General features: G+C 69.7%; 14 protein-coding genes. 10 read left to right on the forward strand and 4 right to left on the reverse strand.

Features of this window, described 5'->3' with window-relative positions:
* Together BGO15_RS08415 and BGO15_RS08420 are read left to right on the forward strand one after the other, a co-directional pair.
* On the forward strand, positions 1–648 hold the full coding sequence (locus tag BGO15_RS08415) for an alanine racemase (RefSeq protein ID WP_056208864.1): 648 nt from the start codon (positions 1–3) through the stop codon (positions 646–648).
* On the forward strand, positions 645–1,697 hold the full coding sequence (locus BGO15_RS08420) for an alanine racemase (protein ID WP_056208867.1): 1,053 nt from the start codon (positions 645–647) through the stop codon (positions 1,695–1,697). Before BGO15_RS08415 ends, BGO15_RS08420 begins: the two co-directional genes overlap by 4 nt.
* On the opposite strand, the gene BGO15_RS08425 is transcribed toward BGO15_RS08420, so the two are convergent.
* Positions 1,684–1,905: a DUF7455 domain-containing protein gene (locus tag BGO15_RS08425; RefSeq protein ID WP_045248038.1), complete on the reverse strand. Its 222-nt coding sequence runs from the start codon at positions 1,903–1,905 to the stop codon at positions 1,684–1,686. The genes BGO15_RS08420 and BGO15_RS08425 overlap by 14 nt on opposite strands.
* Positions 1,906–2,085: 180 nt before the next feature.
* Between BGO15_RS08425 and BGO15_RS08430 the strand changes: the two genes are divergently transcribed.
* On the forward strand, positions 2,086–4,164 hold the full coding sequence (locus tag BGO15_RS08430; protein WP_416361452.1) for a DNA gyrase/topoisomerase IV subunit B: 2,079 nt from the start codon (positions 2,086–2,088) through the stop codon (positions 4,162–4,164).
* A gap of 79 nt (positions 4,165–4,243) precedes the next feature.
* On the opposite strand, the gene BGO15_RS08435 is transcribed toward BGO15_RS08430, so the two are convergent.
* Complete coding sequence (locus BGO15_RS08435; RefSeq protein WP_056208870.1) at positions 4,244–6,694, reverse strand: DNA gyrase/topoisomerase IV subunit A; 2,451 nt, start codon at positions 6,692–6,694, stop codon at positions 4,244–4,246.
* A 55-nt stretch (positions 6,695–6,749) separates the two neighbouring features.
* Here BGO15_RS08435 and BGO15_RS08440 point away from each other — a divergent pair, with 55 nt between their 5' ends.
* On the forward strand, positions 6,750–7,865 hold the full coding sequence (locus tag BGO15_RS08440; protein WP_056209209.1) for an alkaline phosphatase family protein: 1,116 nt from the start codon (positions 6,750–6,752) through the stop codon (positions 7,863–7,865).
* Between the two features lie 2 nt (positions 7,866–7,867).
* Here BGO15_RS08440 and sepH read toward each other — a convergent pair whose 3' ends face one another.
* Positions 7,868–8,923 (reverse strand): septation protein SepH, encoded by a 1,056-nt coding sequence (gene sepH, locus BGO15_RS08445; RefSeq protein WP_045248041.1) that lies wholly within the window; start codon positions 8,921–8,923, stop codon positions 7,868–7,870.
* 199 nt (positions 8,924–9,122) lie between these two features.
* On the opposite strand from sepH, the gene BGO15_RS08450 reads away from it, so the two are divergent.
* Complete coding sequence (locus BGO15_RS08450; protein WP_045248042.1) at positions 9,123–9,416, forward strand: DUF4193 domain-containing protein; 294 nt, start codon at positions 9,123–9,125, stop codon at positions 9,414–9,416.
* Here the strand turns inward: BGO15_RS08450 and BGO15_RS08455 are convergent.
* Positions 9,391–9,885 carry a DUF3093 family protein gene (locus tag BGO15_RS08455; protein ID WP_045248043.1) on the reverse strand — a complete coding sequence of 165 codons (495 nt, stop codon included), beginning with the start codon at positions 9,883–9,885 and terminating at the stop codon, positions 9,391–9,393. The two genes, BGO15_RS08450 and BGO15_RS08455, sit on opposite strands and share 26 nt — an antisense overlap.
* Positions 9,886–9,897: 12 nt before the next feature.
* Between BGO15_RS08455 and dut the strand changes: the two genes are divergently transcribed.
* From dut to dxs, 5 genes are all read left to right on the forward strand, one after another.
* Positions 9,898–10,353, forward strand: coding sequence for a dUTP diphosphatase (dut, locus tag BGO15_RS08460; protein ID WP_056208872.1), 456 nt, complete (start codon positions 9,898–9,900; stop codon positions 10,351–10,353).
* Entirely contained in the window at positions 10,350–10,943 is a 594-nt protein-coding gene (locus tag BGO15_RS08465) for a DUF3710 domain-containing protein (protein WP_082483178.1), read from the forward strand. Before dut ends, BGO15_RS08465 begins: the two co-directional genes overlap by 4 nt.
* Positions 10,940–11,707 (forward strand): DUF3159 domain-containing protein, encoded by a 768-nt coding sequence (locus BGO15_RS08470; RefSeq protein WP_045248046.1) that lies wholly within the window; start codon positions 10,940–10,942, stop codon positions 11,705–11,707. Before BGO15_RS08465 ends, BGO15_RS08470 begins: the two co-directional genes overlap by 4 nt.
* 137 nt (positions 11,708–11,844) lie before the next feature.
* Positions 11,845–14,679 (forward strand): aconitate hydratase, encoded by a 2,835-nt coding sequence (locus BGO15_RS08475; RefSeq protein ID WP_056518621.1) that lies wholly within the window; start codon positions 11,845–11,847, stop codon positions 14,677–14,679.
* Positions 14,680–14,822: 143 nt separating this feature from the next.
* Positions 14,823–16,790 (forward strand): 1-deoxy-D-xylulose-5-phosphate synthase, encoded by a 1,968-nt coding sequence (gene dxs / locus BGO15_RS08480; protein WP_056208875.1) that lies wholly within the window; start codon positions 14,823–14,825, stop codon positions 16,788–16,790.
* Positions 16,791–16,828 lie beyond the last annotated feature (38 nt).

Below are 16,828 nucleotides of genomic sequence, written 5' to 3' on the forward strand. Positions count from 1 at the left end.
ATGACCGACGATGCTGCTCCCGTCGCCCGCATCAGCGTGGCGGCGATCGTCGCGAACGTCCGAGGGGCCGCGGCGTCCGCCCCGCTCGTCGATCTTCGCCACGACGCCTACGGCCACGGGGTCACGGCTGTCTCGACGGCGCTGCTGGGGGAGACCGACGCACTTCTCCTAGTCGACGACGCGTCGGCCATCGGCGGCCGTGTCGTGCGCACGGGCGATCCGTCCCTGAGCCCGGCGGCGACGTACGGCTGGGTCGAGGGTGAGCCGGCGATGACCCTCGTCGGCACGGTGCTCAGCACGAAGCGGCTACGGGCCGGCGAAGGCGTGTCGTACGGTTACCGGTTCCGCGCCCCCGCGGATACGCGGGTCGCTCTGGTGACGGGCGGCTACGCACAGGGAGTCGTGCGCGGCGCGGGGGGCGCGGCATCCGTCTTCATCGAGGGGGCACGGCATCCGATCGTCGGGCGGGTCGCCATGGATGTCTGCGTCATCGACATCGGTGACGCCGATGTGGCGCGCGGCGCCGAAGCGACCTTCTTCGGTCGAGGCGGCGACACCGTCGCGCGCTGGGCCGCAGCGACAGGACTCCGGTCGTCGGAGATCGTCACCGCCGTCGGTCTCCACACGCAACGCGAGGTGCAATCGTGACTGCCGTGCTGCGGATCTCCCGCGCTGCCCTCGCCGCCAACATCGATGTGCTGCGCGCCCGCGTTTCCCCGGCCGAACTGATGCTCGTGGTCAAGGACGATGCGTACGGACACGGTCTCGACAACGTGATCCCCACCGCCCTCGAGGCCGGAATCACCTGGATCGGCGCGTTCGACCTGCCGACCGCTCTACGCGTGCGCGCCCTGGCGGGAGACTCGGTGCGGGTCTTCGCCTGGATGGTCGCCGGCGATGCGTCCCTCCACACGGCGATCGACGCGGGGATCGACCTCGGTGTCGGTGACCCGGCGCTGCTCGAGGACGTCGTCCGACTCGCCGCCGCGCACGGCACGACGGCGCGGGTTCACCTGAAGATCGACACGGGCCTGCACCGCAACGGCATCCGACCCGAGGAGTGGACCGATGCCGTCGCCCGCACCGCGGCGGCCTCGGCGGCCGGGGCGCTGAGCCTGGAGGGTGTCTGGAGCCATCTCGCCGAGGCGTCCAATGGCGAAGATGACGCGGCACGCGCCCGCTTCGACGAGGCTCTCGCGGTCGTGCACGACGCCGGCCTGACGCCACCGCGCGCCCACCTCGCCGCGAGCGCCGCGGCATTCCAGCGCCCCGAGTTCCGCTACGACATGGTGCGCATCGGAGCGTTCAGCTACGGGATCCGGCCAGCCGGCGGCCCCGGTGAGCACGAACTCGGGATCGCGCCGGTGGCTTCCCTCGACGCCGACGTCATCGAGGTTCGCGGCGGAATCGCGGTACTCGGAGTCGGAGCGCTGGATGGCCTGCCGTCCACCCTCGGCGGACGAACGGTGGCGCGGAGCCCCGCAGGGCTGGTCGCCGTCCGGAGCGTCGACGACCTCACGACGTCCGTCGACGCCTGGCCGCACGCCGCCGTCGGGGGGACTGTTCGGATCTACGGGGTGGGAGCACCCAGCGCCACCGACCTGGCGGAAGCGATCGACACGATCGGCGAGGAAATCGCGGTGCGGCTGTCGCCCCTCATCGAGCGTCGCGCCGAGGACGACGTCAGGACTCGATGAGGCGAGCAGTCTCGTCGTGCCACGAGGTGGCGACGGAGCGGAGCTTGGCCTCGTACTTGCGGCCGTGGTGGGCGCAGAACAGGAGCTGCGTGCCGTTCACCTCGGCGGCGATGTAGGCCTGCGCACCGCAGGAGTCGCAGCGGTCGACGGCGGTGAGACGGTAGTCGAGAACGGCATTGCCCTCGGTGGGGGTCGACGTGTAGGTCATGATGACTGCCTCCTCGATGCGTCTGCCCGACGCCCGGTGGCGCCGAAGTCCTCACATACAAGCACGCCGATGTTTCGGGTATGCCGCGAACGCGTCACATTTCGCTCAACGCGTACGGCGGCCCCCGTACCCCGTGTCTGTGCCAGGCGACGTCGGTACCCGCGCATACGCTTGGAGATTGTGACCGCCGAGTACTCCGCCCACCACCTCCAGGTCCTCGAGGGACTCGAGGCCGTGCGCAAGCGTCCCGGCATGTACATCGGCTCTACTGACTCCCGCGGACTCATGCACTGCCTGTGGGAGATCATCGACAACGCGGTCGACGAAGCGCTCGGCGGGTTCGGCGAACGCATCGACGTCACCCTGCGTCCCGACGGGAGCGTCGAGGTCGGCGACCGTGCCCGCGGCATCCCGGTCGACATCGAACCGCGCACCGGGCTCACGGGCGTCGAGGTCGTGTTCACGAAGCTGCACGCCGGCGGCAAGTTCGGCGGCGGGTCCTACGCGGCATCCGGTGGTCTGCACGGTGTGGGCGCCTCGGTCGTCAACGCGCTGTCGGAGCGACTCGACGTGGAGGTCGATCGCGACGGCAAGACGTACGCGCTGTCCTTCCGTCGGGGCGAGCCCGGCGTCTTCGCCGACAGCGGTGAACCGCGACCCGACGCCCCCTTCACCCCGTACGACGAGCGCAGCGAGCTGCGGGTCATCGGCAAGGTCGCGAAGGGCGTGACCGGCACGCGGGTGCGCTACTGGGCCGACCGTCAGATCTTCACCCGCGATGCGACGTTCCACCTCGACGAGCTCGAGCAGCGGGCGCGGCAGACCGCGTTCCTCGTGCCGGGGCTCCACATCGCGATCGGCGATGCCCGCGGTGAGACACCGGTCACCACCGACTTCCACTTCGACGGGGGCATCTCCGAGTTCGCCGACTTCCTCGCGCCCGACAGCGGCGTGACCGACACGTGGCGCCTGACCGGTGCCGGCGACTTCACCGAGACCGTACCCGTGTTGCAGGCATCGGGCGCGATGGTTCCCACCGAGGTGACGCGCACGTGCGAGGTCGACATCGCGCTGCGCTGGGGAACCGGATACGAGACGGTCAGCCGTTCGTTCGTGAACATCATCGCCACCCCCAAGGGCGGCACCCACCAACAGGGCTTCGAGCAGGGCCTCATGAAGGTGCTGCGCACCCAGGTCGAGCAGAACGCCCGCCGGCTGAAGGTCGGCACCGACAAGATCGAGAAGGACGACATCCTCGCGGGCCTCACTGCGGTGCTCACCGTCCGTCTTCCCGAGCCCCAGTTCGAGGGCCAGACGAAGGAGGTGCTGGGCACGCCCGCGGTGCGCCAGATCGTCACCTCCGTGGTCTCACGTACCCTCGGCGAGCGGTTCTCGTCGACCAAGCGCGACGACAAGGCCCAGACCGCGCTTCTGCTCGACAAGGTGGTCGCCGAGATGAAGGCGCGCATCTCCGCGCGCGCCCACAAGGAGACCCAGCGCCGCAAGAACGCGCTCGAGTCGTCGTCGCTGCCCGCGAAGCTCGTCGACTGCCGCACGAACGACGTCGCCGCCTCCGAACTGTTCATCGTCGAGGGCAACTCGGCCCTCGGCACCGCGAAGGAGGCGCGCACCAGCGAGTACCAGGCACTGCTTCCCATCCGCGGGAAGATCCTGAACACGCAGAAGGCATCGATCAGCGACATGCTCTCGAACGCCGAGTGCGCTTCGATCATCCAGGTTATCGGCGCGGGCTCGGGGCGCTCGTTCGATCTCGAGCAGGCGCGCTATGGCAAGGTCATCCTCATGAGCGACGCCGACGTCGACGGCGCGCACATCCGCACGCTGCTGCTCACCCTGTTCTTCCGCTACATGCGTCCGCTCGTCGAGGCGGGCCGCGTCTACGCCGCTGTTCCTCCGCTGCATCGGGTGATCGTCGTGAACCCCGGCTCGAAGCCGAACGAGACGATCTACACCTACTCCGAGCAGGAGCTGCACGCCCTGCTCGCGAAGCTGCAGAAGGCGGGTCGCCGCTGGCAGGAGCCCATCCAGCGCTACAAGGGGCTCGGCGAGATGGACGCCGAGCAGCTCGCGACCACCACGATGGACCGCGCCGGGCGCACCCTGCGTCGGGTGACCTTCTCCGACGCGGAGGCCGCGGCCACCGTCTTCGAGCTGCTCATGGGCAACGAGGTCGCACCGCGCCGCGAGTTCATCGTGACCTCGAGCGACCGACTGGCGCGCGACCGCATCGACGCCTGACCGGCGACACGCTCGGAGTCTCGCCGCCGGCACGTCTTACGGCGGCCCGAATCTCGAGTGGACGCCGCACCTCGCCCGGCTACGCGAGGGCGGTGCCGACGGCGCCGATGACGGCATCGATCGTCTGGCCCGAGGCATCCCGTTTCGCCCCGGAGGCCGGCAGCGCCCGCGTCGAGCCGTCCGCACCCACGGCGCGCGGCTCGACGCCGACCCAGGCGAGCGTCAGGGCGTCCTCGCCACGCAGGAACCGCTGCGCGCGAACACCGCCGGTGGCGCGACCCTTGGGCGGGAACTCCGCGAACGCCGACACCTTGCCGCTGCCCGCGTCTGCCCCGGCCAGCACGGAGGAGCTTCCCGCGACGGTCACGACCTCGGCGGCGTCCGGATCGGTCACGACGGCCACGTGGATGACCTCGGCGCCGTCGGACAGACGGATGCCCGCCATGCCACCCGCGGCGCGACCCTGTGGTCGCACGGCCGACGCCTCGAACCTCAGGAGCTGGGCGTCGCTCGCGACGAACACGATTTCGGCTTCGTCGGGCGCGACGGCCGCTCCGACGACCTCGTCGCTGGGTTTCAGAGCGATGATCTCGGCGTCGTGCTTGCCCGGGGCGAGTTCGGTGGCCGACACACGCTTCACGACTCCCTGACGGGTGCCGAGCGCGATCGGCGGCTCCGCGACGAGAGGCACGAGGGCGACGACGTGCTCGCCCTTCTCCAGCGCCAGGTACTGGTCGACGCGGGTGCCGACGGCGAGCTGCACGGAGTTGGCGGGCACCGACGGAAGGTCGACGGGGGAGAGCCGCACGAGCCGCCCGCGCGTCGTCACCGCACCGATCTCGCCCCGCACCGTGGTCGTCACCACCGAGCGCACCGCGTCGTGCTTCGACCGGCGCGCAGGCGGCACGATCGAGCCGTCTTCGCCGAGCTCCGCACGCACCATGCGGCCGGTGGCCGACAGGTAGACGCGGCACGGGTCGTCGGCGATCTCCAGGCTCGGCGCGGTCGCACGCGACGCGGTACGCGCGGTGACCGGAGAGCCGTTCATGAGCAGCGTGCGCCGCGGCGTGCCGTACTGCTCGGCGACGTGCTCGAGCTCGCTCGCCACCGCCGCGCGCAGCAGCACGTCACTGCCGAGCAGCTCCTCGAGGCTCGCGATCTCAGCCTTCAGCTCGTCGCGCTCCGACTCCAGCTCGATGCGCGAGAACCGTGTAAGCCGGCGCAGCCGCAGTTCGAGGATGTACTCCGCCTGCACCTCGGACAGGTCGAACACCGTCATCAGCCGGCCTCGCGCGGACTCCGAGTCATCCGAGGTGCGGATCACCTGGATGACCTCGTCGATGTCGAGGATCGCGATGAGCAAGCCCTCAACGAGGTGCAGCCGGTCCCGGCGCTTGGCAAGACGGTATTCGCTGCGCCGCGTGATGACGCGCAGGCGATGATCGAGGTAGACCCGCAGCAGCGGCTTGAGGCCGAGCGTCTGCGGCTGGCCGTCGACGAGGGCCACGTTGTTGATGCCGAACGAGTCCTCGAGGGGCGTGAGCCGGTAGAGCTGCTCGAGCACAGCGGTCGGCTTGAAGCCGGTCTTGATGCCGATCACGATGCGCAGCGGGTGCTCACGGTCGGTCAGGTCGGTGACATCGGAGATGCCGGTCAGCTTCTTCGCGTTGACGGCGTCCTTGATCTTCTCGATGACGCGCTCAGGGCCGACCATGTACGGGAGCTCGGTGACGATGAGGCCGGTGCGGCGCGGGCCGAGCTGTTCGACCGTGACCTTGCCTCTCGTGCGGAACGTGCCGCGGCCGGTCGTGTAGGCGTCCTTGATGCCGTCGAGCCCGACGATGATCCCGCCCGACGGAAGGTCGGGGCCCGGGACGAACTCCATCAGCTCCTCAACGGATGCCTCGGGGTTCTCGAGCAGATGCACCGCGGCGGCCACGACCTCGATGAGGTTGTGGGGCGCCATGTTCGTCGCCATGCCGACGGCGATGCCTGCGGCGCCGTTGACGAGGAGGTTCGGGAAGGCAGCCGGCAGCACCTCGGGCTGTTGGAACTGCCCGTCGTAGTTCGGCACGAAATCGACGACGTCCTCGTCGAGGTCGGCGGTGAGGGCGAGTGCCGACGGCGCGAGCCGCGCCTCCGTGTAGCGCGGGGCGGCGGGACCGTCGTCAAGGGAGCCGAAGTTGCCGTGGCCGTCGACGAGCGGCACGCGCAGCGTGAAGGGCTGCGCGAGTCGCACGAGTGCGTCGTAGATCGGCGCGTCGCCGTGAGGGTGCAGCTTTCCCATGACCTCACCGACGACGCGGGCACTCTTGACGTGGCCTCGGTCGGGGCGCAGCCCCATGTCGGCCATCTGGAAGAGGATGCGGCGCTGCACGGGCTTCAGCCCGTCGCGCGCATCGGGGAGCGCCCGGGAGTAGATGACCGAATAGGCGTACTCCAGGAAGGAGCCTTGCATCTCGGTCGACAGGTCGACGTCGTCGATGCGCTCCTCTGCGGGCGGCGTGGAGGGGTTTCGGGTGCTGGCCATGACGTTCTGCCTCGTGTCGCGGGGCGGGGCGTGCGCGTGTGCGAGACTGACCCCGATGCGCTCCAGCCTACCGACCGACCCCGCCGGAGCCCGGAGCCTCACCGGCGTCGTGTCGAACGCGTTGCGGGCGATCCGCGGCGAGGAGGGCTGGTTCCGTCCGGCGCCGAGCGTGATCGTGCTCCTCGTCGACGGGCTCGGCGCGCTCAACCTGCGCCAGCGTGCAGGGCACGCTCGATTCCTCGCGGAGGCGATGGGCAAGAAGGATGTCGCACGGTCGGTCTTCCCGTCGACGACCGCGGCCGCTCTCGCCTCCCTCTGGACGGGAGTCACGCCGGGGGAGCACGGCATCCTCGGATACCGCGTGCGGGTGCCCGACACCGGCATCGTCGCCAACCAGCTCAATGGCTGGGAGCGCGGCGAGCTCGACACCGAATCCTGGCCGCTGGCGCGCTCGCTCACCACGACACTCCGTGCACGCGAGCGTCTCGTGGTCTGCTCGCGTCCGGAGTACGCGACATCCGGCTTCACGACCGCGATGTTCCCGCACGGCATCCATCGCGACGCCGCCGGCCTCGACGACCGCGTCGAGAAGGCGATCGAGGCCGCCGCCGTGCCCGGAACCCTCGTCTACCTCTACGCACCCGAACTCGACACCGCCGGTCACCGCGCCGGATGGGAGTCCGATGAGTGGGCGGCGGTGCTCGAACAGATCGACCGAGCCGCGAGGCGGCTTCACACGGCATCCGATGCCGGCATCGTGGTCACCGCCGACCATGGCATGGTCGATGTGCCGGCGCACCGCCAGATCATCGTCGACGACGCGGCGCTGCGCGATGACGTGACGGATGTCGCGGGCGAGCCCCGCATGCTGCACCTTTACGCGCGCGAACGGTCTGCCGCGCGACTGGTCGAGGCGTGGCGCGCGGCGGAGGGGGAGCGAGCCTGGGTGCTGAGCCGCGACGAGGCGATCGACGCCGGACTCTTCGGTGCCCGCGTCGCTCCCGAGGCGGCGAAACGCATCGGAGACGTGATCGTCGCCGCGCGCAGCGGTGTCGCGTACTACGACGGGCGCACCGACGACATCAGCAGTCGCCGCATGGTCGGACAGCACGGATCACTCACCGAGCAGGAGCGCATCGTCCCGCTCATCGGGCTGGCCGCCTGGAGCTGAGGTCAGCTCTCGTCGGTGCGGGCGCCGAAGACGATCTCATCCCACGACGGCATCGAAGTGCGACCTTTGCGCCGCTGCGCATCGCTCCCGCCGGGTGGGCTCGTCGGCAGTGCGGGCGTCTCCACGGGCGCCGGAGCCTCGTCGTACCCCGGCTCGACCGCGTCGAACAGGGCGACCGGTGCGGCCGCGCCGCGGGGGACCTCGGCGATGACATCGGGCGCGTCGGGCCGCTGGCCTCGACGACGACGCAGCGCCTCGAGGAGGTCGGCCGTCTCGGATGAGGTGACGGATGCCTCGGGCGCCCGCTTGATCGCCGCGTGCTGAACGGCGGGGCTCGACTGCGGTGGCGCGACAGGAGTGTGGTCGAGCGGCTCGACCTCGTGCGCATCCTCCGGCTCGAGGTCCGGGAGTGCGCGAGGTCCGAATGCGCCGCTGTCGAACCGTGAATCGTCCTTGATGCCCGGGATCTCGAGCGCGCGCAACCGCGGAATCAGACCGTCCGGCAGAGACCCCTGACGTGAGAGCTGTGTCGCATCGGCGTTGATCGGGGAGAGCACGGAACGTTTCGGATCGAAACTCCAGCGCGCGTCCCGCTCGACCTCGGTGATCGAGAACGAGAGCTTCACCGTCCAGCCGCTGTCGTCCTTCCAGCTGGACCACCGCTCGCCCACGGCGTGCGCCTCCACCAGCTTCGCGCGGACCGCGTCGCCGAAGGTGGTCGGTGTGTCGGAGTCGAAGTCGCTCGTGAGCAGCACCGGAACGGAGAGCGCCTGCCCGACGACGAACTCACGCTCTGCGAGCACCGGTGCCTCGAAACGCACCACATCGTCGACGGAGAGGCCGAGCACCGCGGCGGTCTCCTCGGCGGACAGCCCGGCACGGATCTGCGCCTGGATGTCACGGGGGCTTGCCTTCGTGCGGGATCCGGCGCTGGAACGGTCGGCGCGACGCAACTGGGTGCGCAGCACCTCGTCCACCGGGACACCGAAGCGCTCACCCGTCTCCGTGGCGAGCACCAGCACATCATCCTCGACGCCGATGACTCTGAGCTTTTCCATGCGGGACACGCCTCCGATCTGCCGTGTTCCGCCATGGTTCCACACCGCGACCGGACCGCTCGGAATATCGCCCGCGTGGCGGGCGTTTCGACGATGCACGCCTCAGCGGAACGCATTTGCGTTTGTGTTCCGCGTCATGCAAACTATCGCCGCCGCGCGCCGCGCGGCACGCAGCATCTGGAAGTAGAGACACGGACGAATGGCCACGGATTACGACGCCCCGCGCAAGACCGACGACGACAGCGAGTCGATCGAGGCCCTCAAGGAGCGTGTGCCGGACAAGCTCTCCGGCTCGGGCGATTCCGAAGACACCGACAACCCGTCGGGCTTCGAGCTCCCGGGCGCGGACCTCTCCGACCTCGAGCTCGACGTCGTCGTGCTCCCGCCCCAGGAGGACGAGTTCACGTGCGTGAGCTGCTTCTTGGTGAAGCACCGCTCGCAGCTCGACCACGAAGAGGGCATCGGCCCTATCTGCGCGGAGTGCGCCGCGTGAGCTGAGCGGCCGCGACGGCGGCCGCGAGACGATCCGGCGTGCGGGACGCGATGACCCACGCCGGCGTCGGATCGTCCGGATCCACGACCGGGAACACGACCACGGCATCGATCCCGCCACGAAACAGGTGCCAGGCGTCACGGGGCAGACCCGGACCCCGCACGCGCCGCGCCTCTTCGCCGGTGAACACCACCGCATCGCCGAGATGAATGACGTCGATGCGAGCGCGCCCGGCATGGAGCACGCCGTCGGCGACTCGAACGCTCGGCGACGCCGCGAGCAGCAGAGCGACGATGAGGCATCCGACGATCACGCCGACCGCGAGCGAGAACGTCGCGTCGATCGGCACGACCACGAGCGCCGCCATGGGTGCACAGACCGCGGAGGCGACGAGCGCCCACAGTGACGGCGAGAGCCGCTCACGGTACGAACCGGATGCGACGCTCCTCGAGAGCTGGGTGATCTGCATTAGCCTCTTTGCGTGACCGAAAGCGTTGACGTCCCCATTATCGCGCCGACGATCCCGCAGTACGCCCACCCGGGCGACGCCGGCGCAGATCTCGTCGCCGCGGAGGCGGTCATCCTCGGCCCGGGCGAGCGCGCCCTCGTCGGCACCGGTGTGCGCATCGCGCTGCCCGACGGTTACGCCGCGTTCGTCGTCCCGCGCAGCGGGCTGGCGGCGAAGCACGGCATCACCGTCGTGAATGCACCGGGCACGGTCGATGCGGGCTACCGCGGTGAGATCAAGGTCACCCTGTTGAACACCGACCTTCACGCGACGTACGAGGTCGCCGTCGGCGACCGCATCGCGCAGCTCATCGTCCTGCCCGTTCCGCGTGCGCGCTTCGTGCCGGTCGACGAGCTGCCCGGCAGTGTGCGCGGCGAAGGCGGATTCGGTTCGACGGGCTATCAGAGCACGGAAGGAGCTCCCTCGTGAGCGACATCGTCCCCTCCTTCGGCGACAAGTCCGCCCCCGACACCCGCGCGGAGGCCGGGCCCTACGACGAGAGCGAGGCGAACCCGGTTCGCCCCTACATCGACCTCGGCGCGATCAAGGTGCTCCCGCGCGAAGGTCTGAACCTGCGCCTCGAGGTCGAGGAGCAGTCGAAGCAGATCGTCGCCGTGGGACTGGACTACGCCGACTCGACGCTGCAGGTGCAGGCCTTCGCCGCCCCGCGCAGCGGTGGGCTCTGGGATGAGACCCGCGCCCAGCTGCTCGAGCAGGTGCGGCAGCAGGGCGGCCGGGCGGAAGAGCGTGAGGGCGCCCTCGGCACCGAGCTCCTCGCCGAGGTGCCCACCGCGGTCGACGGCGGCGCGCCGATCAAACGACTGGCCCGCTTCGTCGGAGTCGACGGCCCGCGCTGGTTCCTGCGCGGTGTCATCGGCGGCGCCGCGGCCAACGACCCGATCGCCGCCGAGCGGGTCGAGGATCTCTTCCGATCCCTCGTCATCGTGCGCGGCAGCCAGCCCATGCCGCCGCGCGACCTCATCCCGCTGAAGATGCCGGTCGCGCCGGGCGCCGCGTGAGCGTCGAACCCCCCGCCCCCGACGAGGCCCGTCCGTCCACGTCGGACGCACTGGCCCGCGCCCTCGGATCCGCCGCGCGCCGCGCCGGGCTCGATCCGTCCGCGCAGACCAGTGCCCGACACGTCGCGTGGGCGGCGATGGGCGGCTGGCGCGGCATCATCGAGTCCGTCCTTCCGAGCCTGGTCTTCGTGGTGCTGTTCACCGTCACCCTCGACAGCGGCACCGGCCGCGGCGACCTCCTTCTCTCCCTCGGCGCGTCGGTCGGGCTCGCGGCGGTGTTCTCGGTGGTGAGGCTCGTCCAGCGCTCGCCCGCGAGCGCCGCCCTGGGCGGACTCGTGGCGACGGCCGCCGCGGCCGCGCTCGCGCTCCTCACCGGGCGCGGTCAGGACAACTTCATCCTCGGCTTCGTCACGAACGGCGCCTACGGCCTCGCCCTCCTCGTCTCGGCGCTCGTCGGCTGGCCGCTGATCGGTCTGGCGGTCGGATGGCTCATGGGGGATGCCACGGGCTGGCGCCGCGATCGTCGAAAGCGCCGCGCGTTCGTCTGGATCACGCTGGCGTGGGCAACCCTCTTCGCCGTCCGCCTCGCCGTGCAACTGCCGTTCTACTTCGCCGGCGACGTCCCGGCGCTCGGCACCCTGAAGATCGCCATGGGACTTCCGCTGTTCGCGCCGCTGGTGGTGGTGACGTGGCTCGTGGCACGCGCCCTCTATCCGACCGCGCGGCGCGCCGCGGCATCCGATGCCGAATCAGGTCAGGAGTGATACTTTTATCTTGATATCAAGATAAATTCCGTCTTCCACCTGAGTTAGGCAAGCCTTGCTAGCCACCCCCGGAACCGGGCGGGAAGATGGGAACGGCGGCGCTCACTGCCGCCCGAATGCCGACGAAGGAGACGATCGTGTCCACGGTTGACAGCTTCGGTGCCAAGAGCACCCTGACGGTCGGCAGCACCGACTACGAGATCTTCCGCATCGACGCGGTCGCGGGCTACGACAAGCTCCCGTTCAGTCTCAAGGTGCTGCTGGAGAACCTGCTCCGCACGGAAGACGGCGCGAACGTCACCAAGGAGCAGATCGAGGCGCTTGGCTCCTGGGACCCGCAAGCCGAGCCCGACACCGAGATCCAGTTCACTCCCGCCCGCGTGGTCATGCAGGACTTCACGGGCGTGCCCTGCATCGTCGACCTCGCCACCATGCGCGAGGCCGTGACCGCCCTCGGCGGCGACCCCAAGCGCATCAACCCGCTCTCGCCCGCCGAGATGGTCATCGACCACTCGGTCATCGCCGACCTGTTCGGCAGCGAGAACGCCCTCGAGCGCAACGTCGAGATCGAGTACGAGCGCAACGGGGAGCGCTACCAGTTCCTCCGCTGGGGTCAGACCGCGTTCGACGACTTCAAGGTCGTGCCCCCGGGAACCGGCATCGTGCACCAGGTGAACATCGAGCACCTCGCCAAGGTCGTCTACGACCGCACCGTCGGAGGCGCGCTGCGCGCTTACCCCGACACCTGCGTCGGCACCGACTCGCACACGACGATGGTCAACGGCCTCGGCGTGCTCGGCTGGGGCGTCGGCGGCATCGAGGCCGAGGCCGCCATGCTCGGCCAGCCCGTCTCGATGCTCATCCCGCGCGTCGTCGGCTTCAAGCTGACCGGCGAGATCCCCGCCGGCGTCACCGCGACCGACGTGGTGCTCACGATCACCGATCTGCTGCGCAAGCACGGCGTCGTCGGCAAGTTCGTCGAGTTCTACGGAGCCGGCGTCGCCTCTGTGCCGCTCGCCAACCGCGCCACTATCGGCAACATGAGCCCAGAGTTCGGCTCGACCGCCGCGATCTTCCCGATCGACGACGTCACCCTCGACTACCTGCGCCTCACCGGCCGCAGCGAGCAGGCTGTCGCGCTGGTCGAGCAGTACGCGAAGACCCAGTCGCTCTGGCACGACGCCGCGAACGAGCCCCAGTACAGCGAGTACCTCGAGCTCGACCTCGCCACGGTCGTGCCCTCGATCGCCGGACCGAAGCGCCCGCAGGACCGCATCCTGCTCGCCGAGGCCAAGTCGCAGTTCGAGAAGGACATCCTCAACTACGCGACCCCCGCCACGAGCGACTCGATCGTCGACCTCGAGTCGGCCGGATCATTCCCCGCCTCCGATGCGGGCGTCGTGCCCGGCGACGAGCACACCCACACCGGCGAGGTGCTCATCTCGAGCGGCGGGCCGGCCGCGGCATCCAAGCCCGTCAAGGTGACGCCGCCCCACGGCGCGTCGTACATCCTCGACAACGGCGCGGTCACGCTCGCGGCGATCACCTCGTGCACCAACACGTCGAACCCCTCGGTCATGGTCGCGGCGGGCCTCCTGGCGCGCAACGCCCTCGCCAAGGGCCTGAAGCGCAAGCCGTGGGTGAAGACCACGCTCGGCCCGGGCTCGAAGGTCGTCACCGACTACTACGAGAAGTCCGGCCTCGACAAGGACCTCGAGGGCCTCGGCTTCTTCACGGTCGGCTACGGCTGCACGATCTGCATCGGCAACTCCGGCCCCCTCATCGAGGAGGTCTCGGCGGCGATCAACGAGAACGACCTCGCCGTGACCGCGGTGCTCTCGGGCAACCGCAACTTCGAGGGCCGCATCAGCCCCGACGTGAAGATGAACTACCTCGCCTCGCCGCCGCTGGTCGTCGCGTACTCGCTCGCGGGCACGATGAACTTCGACTTCGAGACCGACGCGCTCGGCACCGACACCGACGGCAACGACGTCTTCCTGAAGGACATCTGGCCCGACACCGCCGACGTGCAGTCGATCATCGACTCGTCGATCTCCCGCGACCAGTTCATCAACCAGTACGCCACCGTCTTCGACGGCGACGAGCGCTGGAAGAGCCTGCCGACCCCGAGCGGTCCGGTCTTCGAGTGGGATGCCGACTCGACCTACGTGCGCAAGGCGCCGTACTTCGACGGCATGACCATGGACCTCACCCCCGTCTCCGACATCACCGGCGCACGCGTCATGGCGACCCTCGGCGACTCCGTCACGACCGACCACATCAGCCCGGCCGGCAACATCAAGGCGGGCACGCCCGCCGCACAGTACCTGACCGAGCACGGCGTCGCGCAGAAGGACTTCAACTCCTACGGCTCGCGCCGCGGGAACCACGAGGTCATGATCCGCGGCACCTTCGCGAACATCCGTCTGAAGAACGAGCTCACCGCGGCTGTCAACGACGGCGCGGTCGTCGAGGGCGGCTACACCCGCGACTTCACCCAGGTCGACGGACCGCAGTCCTACATCTACGACGCGTCGCAGAACTACCAGGAGCAGGGCACCCCGCTCGTCGTGTTCGGCGGCAAGGAGTACGGTTCGGGCTCGTCCCGCGACTGGGCCGCCAAGGGCACGCGCCTGCTCGGCGTGAAGGCGGTCATCACCGAGAGCTTCGAGCGCATCCACCGTTCGAACCTGATCGGCATGGGCGTCGTCCCGCTGCAGTTCCCGGCCGGCGAGAGCTGGAAGTCCCTCGGCCTCGACGGCACCGAGATCATCTCGATCACGGGCCTCGAGCAGCTCAACGAGGGCGTCACTCCGAAGACGGTGCGCGTCGTCGCCGAGCCGAGCGAGTTCTCGGCCGACGGCAAGCAGACCGTGGAGTTCGACGCGGTCGTGCGAATCGACACCCCCGGTGAGGCCGACTACTACCGCAACGGCGGCATCCTGCAGTACGTTCTGCGCTCGCTCGTCTGAGCGCTCACGCCGTCGGGGCCTCGGAGCGATCCGGGGCCCCGACGGCGTTTCCGCCGGTGCGCGTCAAGCCCCCTGTCGGGTCTGTGCACGCGGATACACTGAACCGATCGGCGCTGTCCGCGTCGCCCGAACGAGAGGACGGAATGGCACTCCTTCCGACGATCACCGGTCCCCGCGACCTCGATCGACTCTCGCCCGAACAGCTCACGGAACTCGCATCGGAGATCCGCACGTTCCTCATCGAGAACGTCGCCCGCACGGGCGGTCACCTCGGCCCGAACCTCGGCGTGGTGGAACTGACGATCGCCATGCACCGAGTGTTCCGCTCGCCCGATGACCCGTTCATCTTCGACACCGGGCACCAGTCCTATGTGCACAAGATCCTGACGGGTCGTCAGGACTTCTCCGGTCTCCGCTCGCGCGACGGCCTCGCCGGCTATCCGCAGCGCTCCGAGAGCCCCCACGACGTCGTCGAGTCGTCCCACGCGTCGTCCTCGCTCAGCTGGGCGGACGGCATCTCGCGTGCGCTCAGCCGCACCGGTCGACGCGATCATCACGTGGTCGCCGTCGTCGGCGACGGCTCGCTGACCGGCGGGATGACGTGGGAGGCGCTCAACAACATCTCCGACGACAACGATCGCAACCTCGTCATCATCGTCAACGACAACGGTCGCTCCTACGCTCCGACGATCGGCGGCATGGCCCGATACCTGAACCGCGTGCGGGCGGCGGGTGCCTATCGCACGCTGCGTACGTCGTCGGACTCGCTGTTCCGGGCCCTCGGCCCGTGGGCGAGAGCCGTCTACCGCGGTGTGCGGGGCGGAACGCACGGCTTCCTCTCCCGTTTCGTGAACAACGAATCGCTGTACTCGAACCTCGACATCAAGTACTTCGGGCCGATCGACGGCCACGACATCCCGACCCTCCTCGAGACGCTCGAACTCGCGAAGCGCTACCAGGCGCCCGTGATCGTCCATGTGATCACCGAGAAGGGCCGCGGATATGCTCCGGCGCTCGAGGACGAGGCGGATCAGTTCCACGCGGTCGGCAAGATCGACCCCGCGACGGGGGAGACGCTCGGCTCGGGCGGGGGAACGGCCTGGACGAGCGTGTTCGCCGACGAACTGGTGACGGTCGGGGAGCAGCGTCCCGACGTGATCGCGGTCACGGCCGCGATGCTGCGGCCCACGGGCCTGAAGCCCTTCGCCGACCGGTTCCCCGGCCGGGTGTACGACGTGGGCATCGCCGAGCAGCACGCGGTCGCGTCGGCCGCCGGCCTCGCCTATGGCGGCCTGCACCCCGTCGTGGCCATCTACGCGACGTTCATGAACCGCGCCTTCGACCAGGTGATGATGGATGTCGCCCTCCACCGTGCGGGCGTGACCTTCGTGCTCGATCGGGCCGGCGTCACCGGACCCGACGGCCCCAGTCATCACGGCATCTGGGATCTCGCGATGCTGCAGATCGTGCCGGGAATCCGCATTGCGGCGCCACGCGATGCGGCCCGCCTGCGCGAGCTGCTGCACGAGGCTGTGGCCGTCGAGGATGCACCGACGGTCGTGCGGTTCCCCCGTGGCAACGTGGGGGACGAGCTTCCCGCGATCGAGCGGCGGTCCGACGGCACCGACGTGCTCGCGCGCAACGACCAGCAGGACGTGCTCATCGTCGGCATCGGGCCGATGGCGCAGGTGGCCGTCGACGTGGCCCACCGCCTGCACTCGCAGGGCATCGGCGCGACCGTCATCGACCCGCGCTGGGCGGTGCCGGTTGCGCCGTCGGTCGTCGAGCTCGCCGCACAGCACCGCATCGTCATCACGATCGAGGACGGCATCCGTGTCGGCGGCGTGGGCACCCGCATCCGTCAGGTGCTGCGGGAGGCCGGCATCGACACGGCCGTCGATGAACTCGGCGTTCCGGACGAGTTCATCTCGCACGCGAGCCGCGAGCAGATCCTCGAGGACGCCGGTCTCGTCGCCCCGAAGATCGCCCACGACGTCGTCGCGCAGGTGCTCGGCACACGGGTGCCGAAGGCTCGCGCCTCGGAGGACGCGGGGGAGTGGACCGCCGCCGATGCCGCCCCCGAGGACGCCGGCCGCCGCGCGGACGACTGAGCCGTACGCGACGGCCGATCGCACGAAGGAGGGGCCCG

This window comes from Microbacterium sp. 71-23 (assembly GCF_001897265.1).
GTDB classification, from domain to species: domain Bacteria; phylum Actinomycetota; class Actinomycetes; order Actinomycetales; family Microbacteriaceae; genus Microbacterium; species Microbacterium ginsengisoli.

Excerpts from the sequence above, each read along its gene's own strand:
- BGO15_RS08415 (WP_056208864.1), top strand. The coding sequence starts at position 1 with ATGACCGACGATGCTGCTCCCGTCGCCCGCATCAGCGTGGCGGCGATC.
- BGO15_RS08425 (WP_045248038.1), bottom strand. The coding sequence starts at position 1,905 with ATGACCTACACGTCGACCCCCACCGAGGGCAATGCCGTTCTCGACTAC.
- BGO15_RS08435 (WP_056208870.1), bottom strand. The coding sequence starts at position 6,694 with ATGGCCAGCACCCGAAACCCCTCCACGCCGCCCGCAGAGGAGCGCATC.
- BGO15_RS08440 (WP_056209209.1), top strand. The coding sequence starts at position 6,750 with ATGCGCTCCAGCCTACCGACCGACCCCGCCGGAGCCCGGAGCCTCACC.
- sepH (WP_045248041.1), bottom strand. The coding sequence starts at position 8,923 with ATGGAAAAGCTCAGAGTCATCGGCGTCGAGGATGATGTGCTGGTGCTC.
- BGO15_RS08450 (WP_045248042.1), top strand. The coding sequence starts at position 9,123 with ATGGCCACGGATTACGACGCCCCGCGCAAGACCGACGACGACAGCGAG.
- BGO15_RS08455 (WP_045248043.1), bottom strand. The coding sequence starts at position 9,885 with ATGCAGATCACCCAGCTCTCGAGGAGCGTCGCATCCGGTTCGTACCGT.
- dxs (WP_056208875.1), top strand. The coding sequence starts at position 14,823 with ATGGCACTCCTTCCGACGATCACCGGTCCCCGCGACCTCGATCGACTC.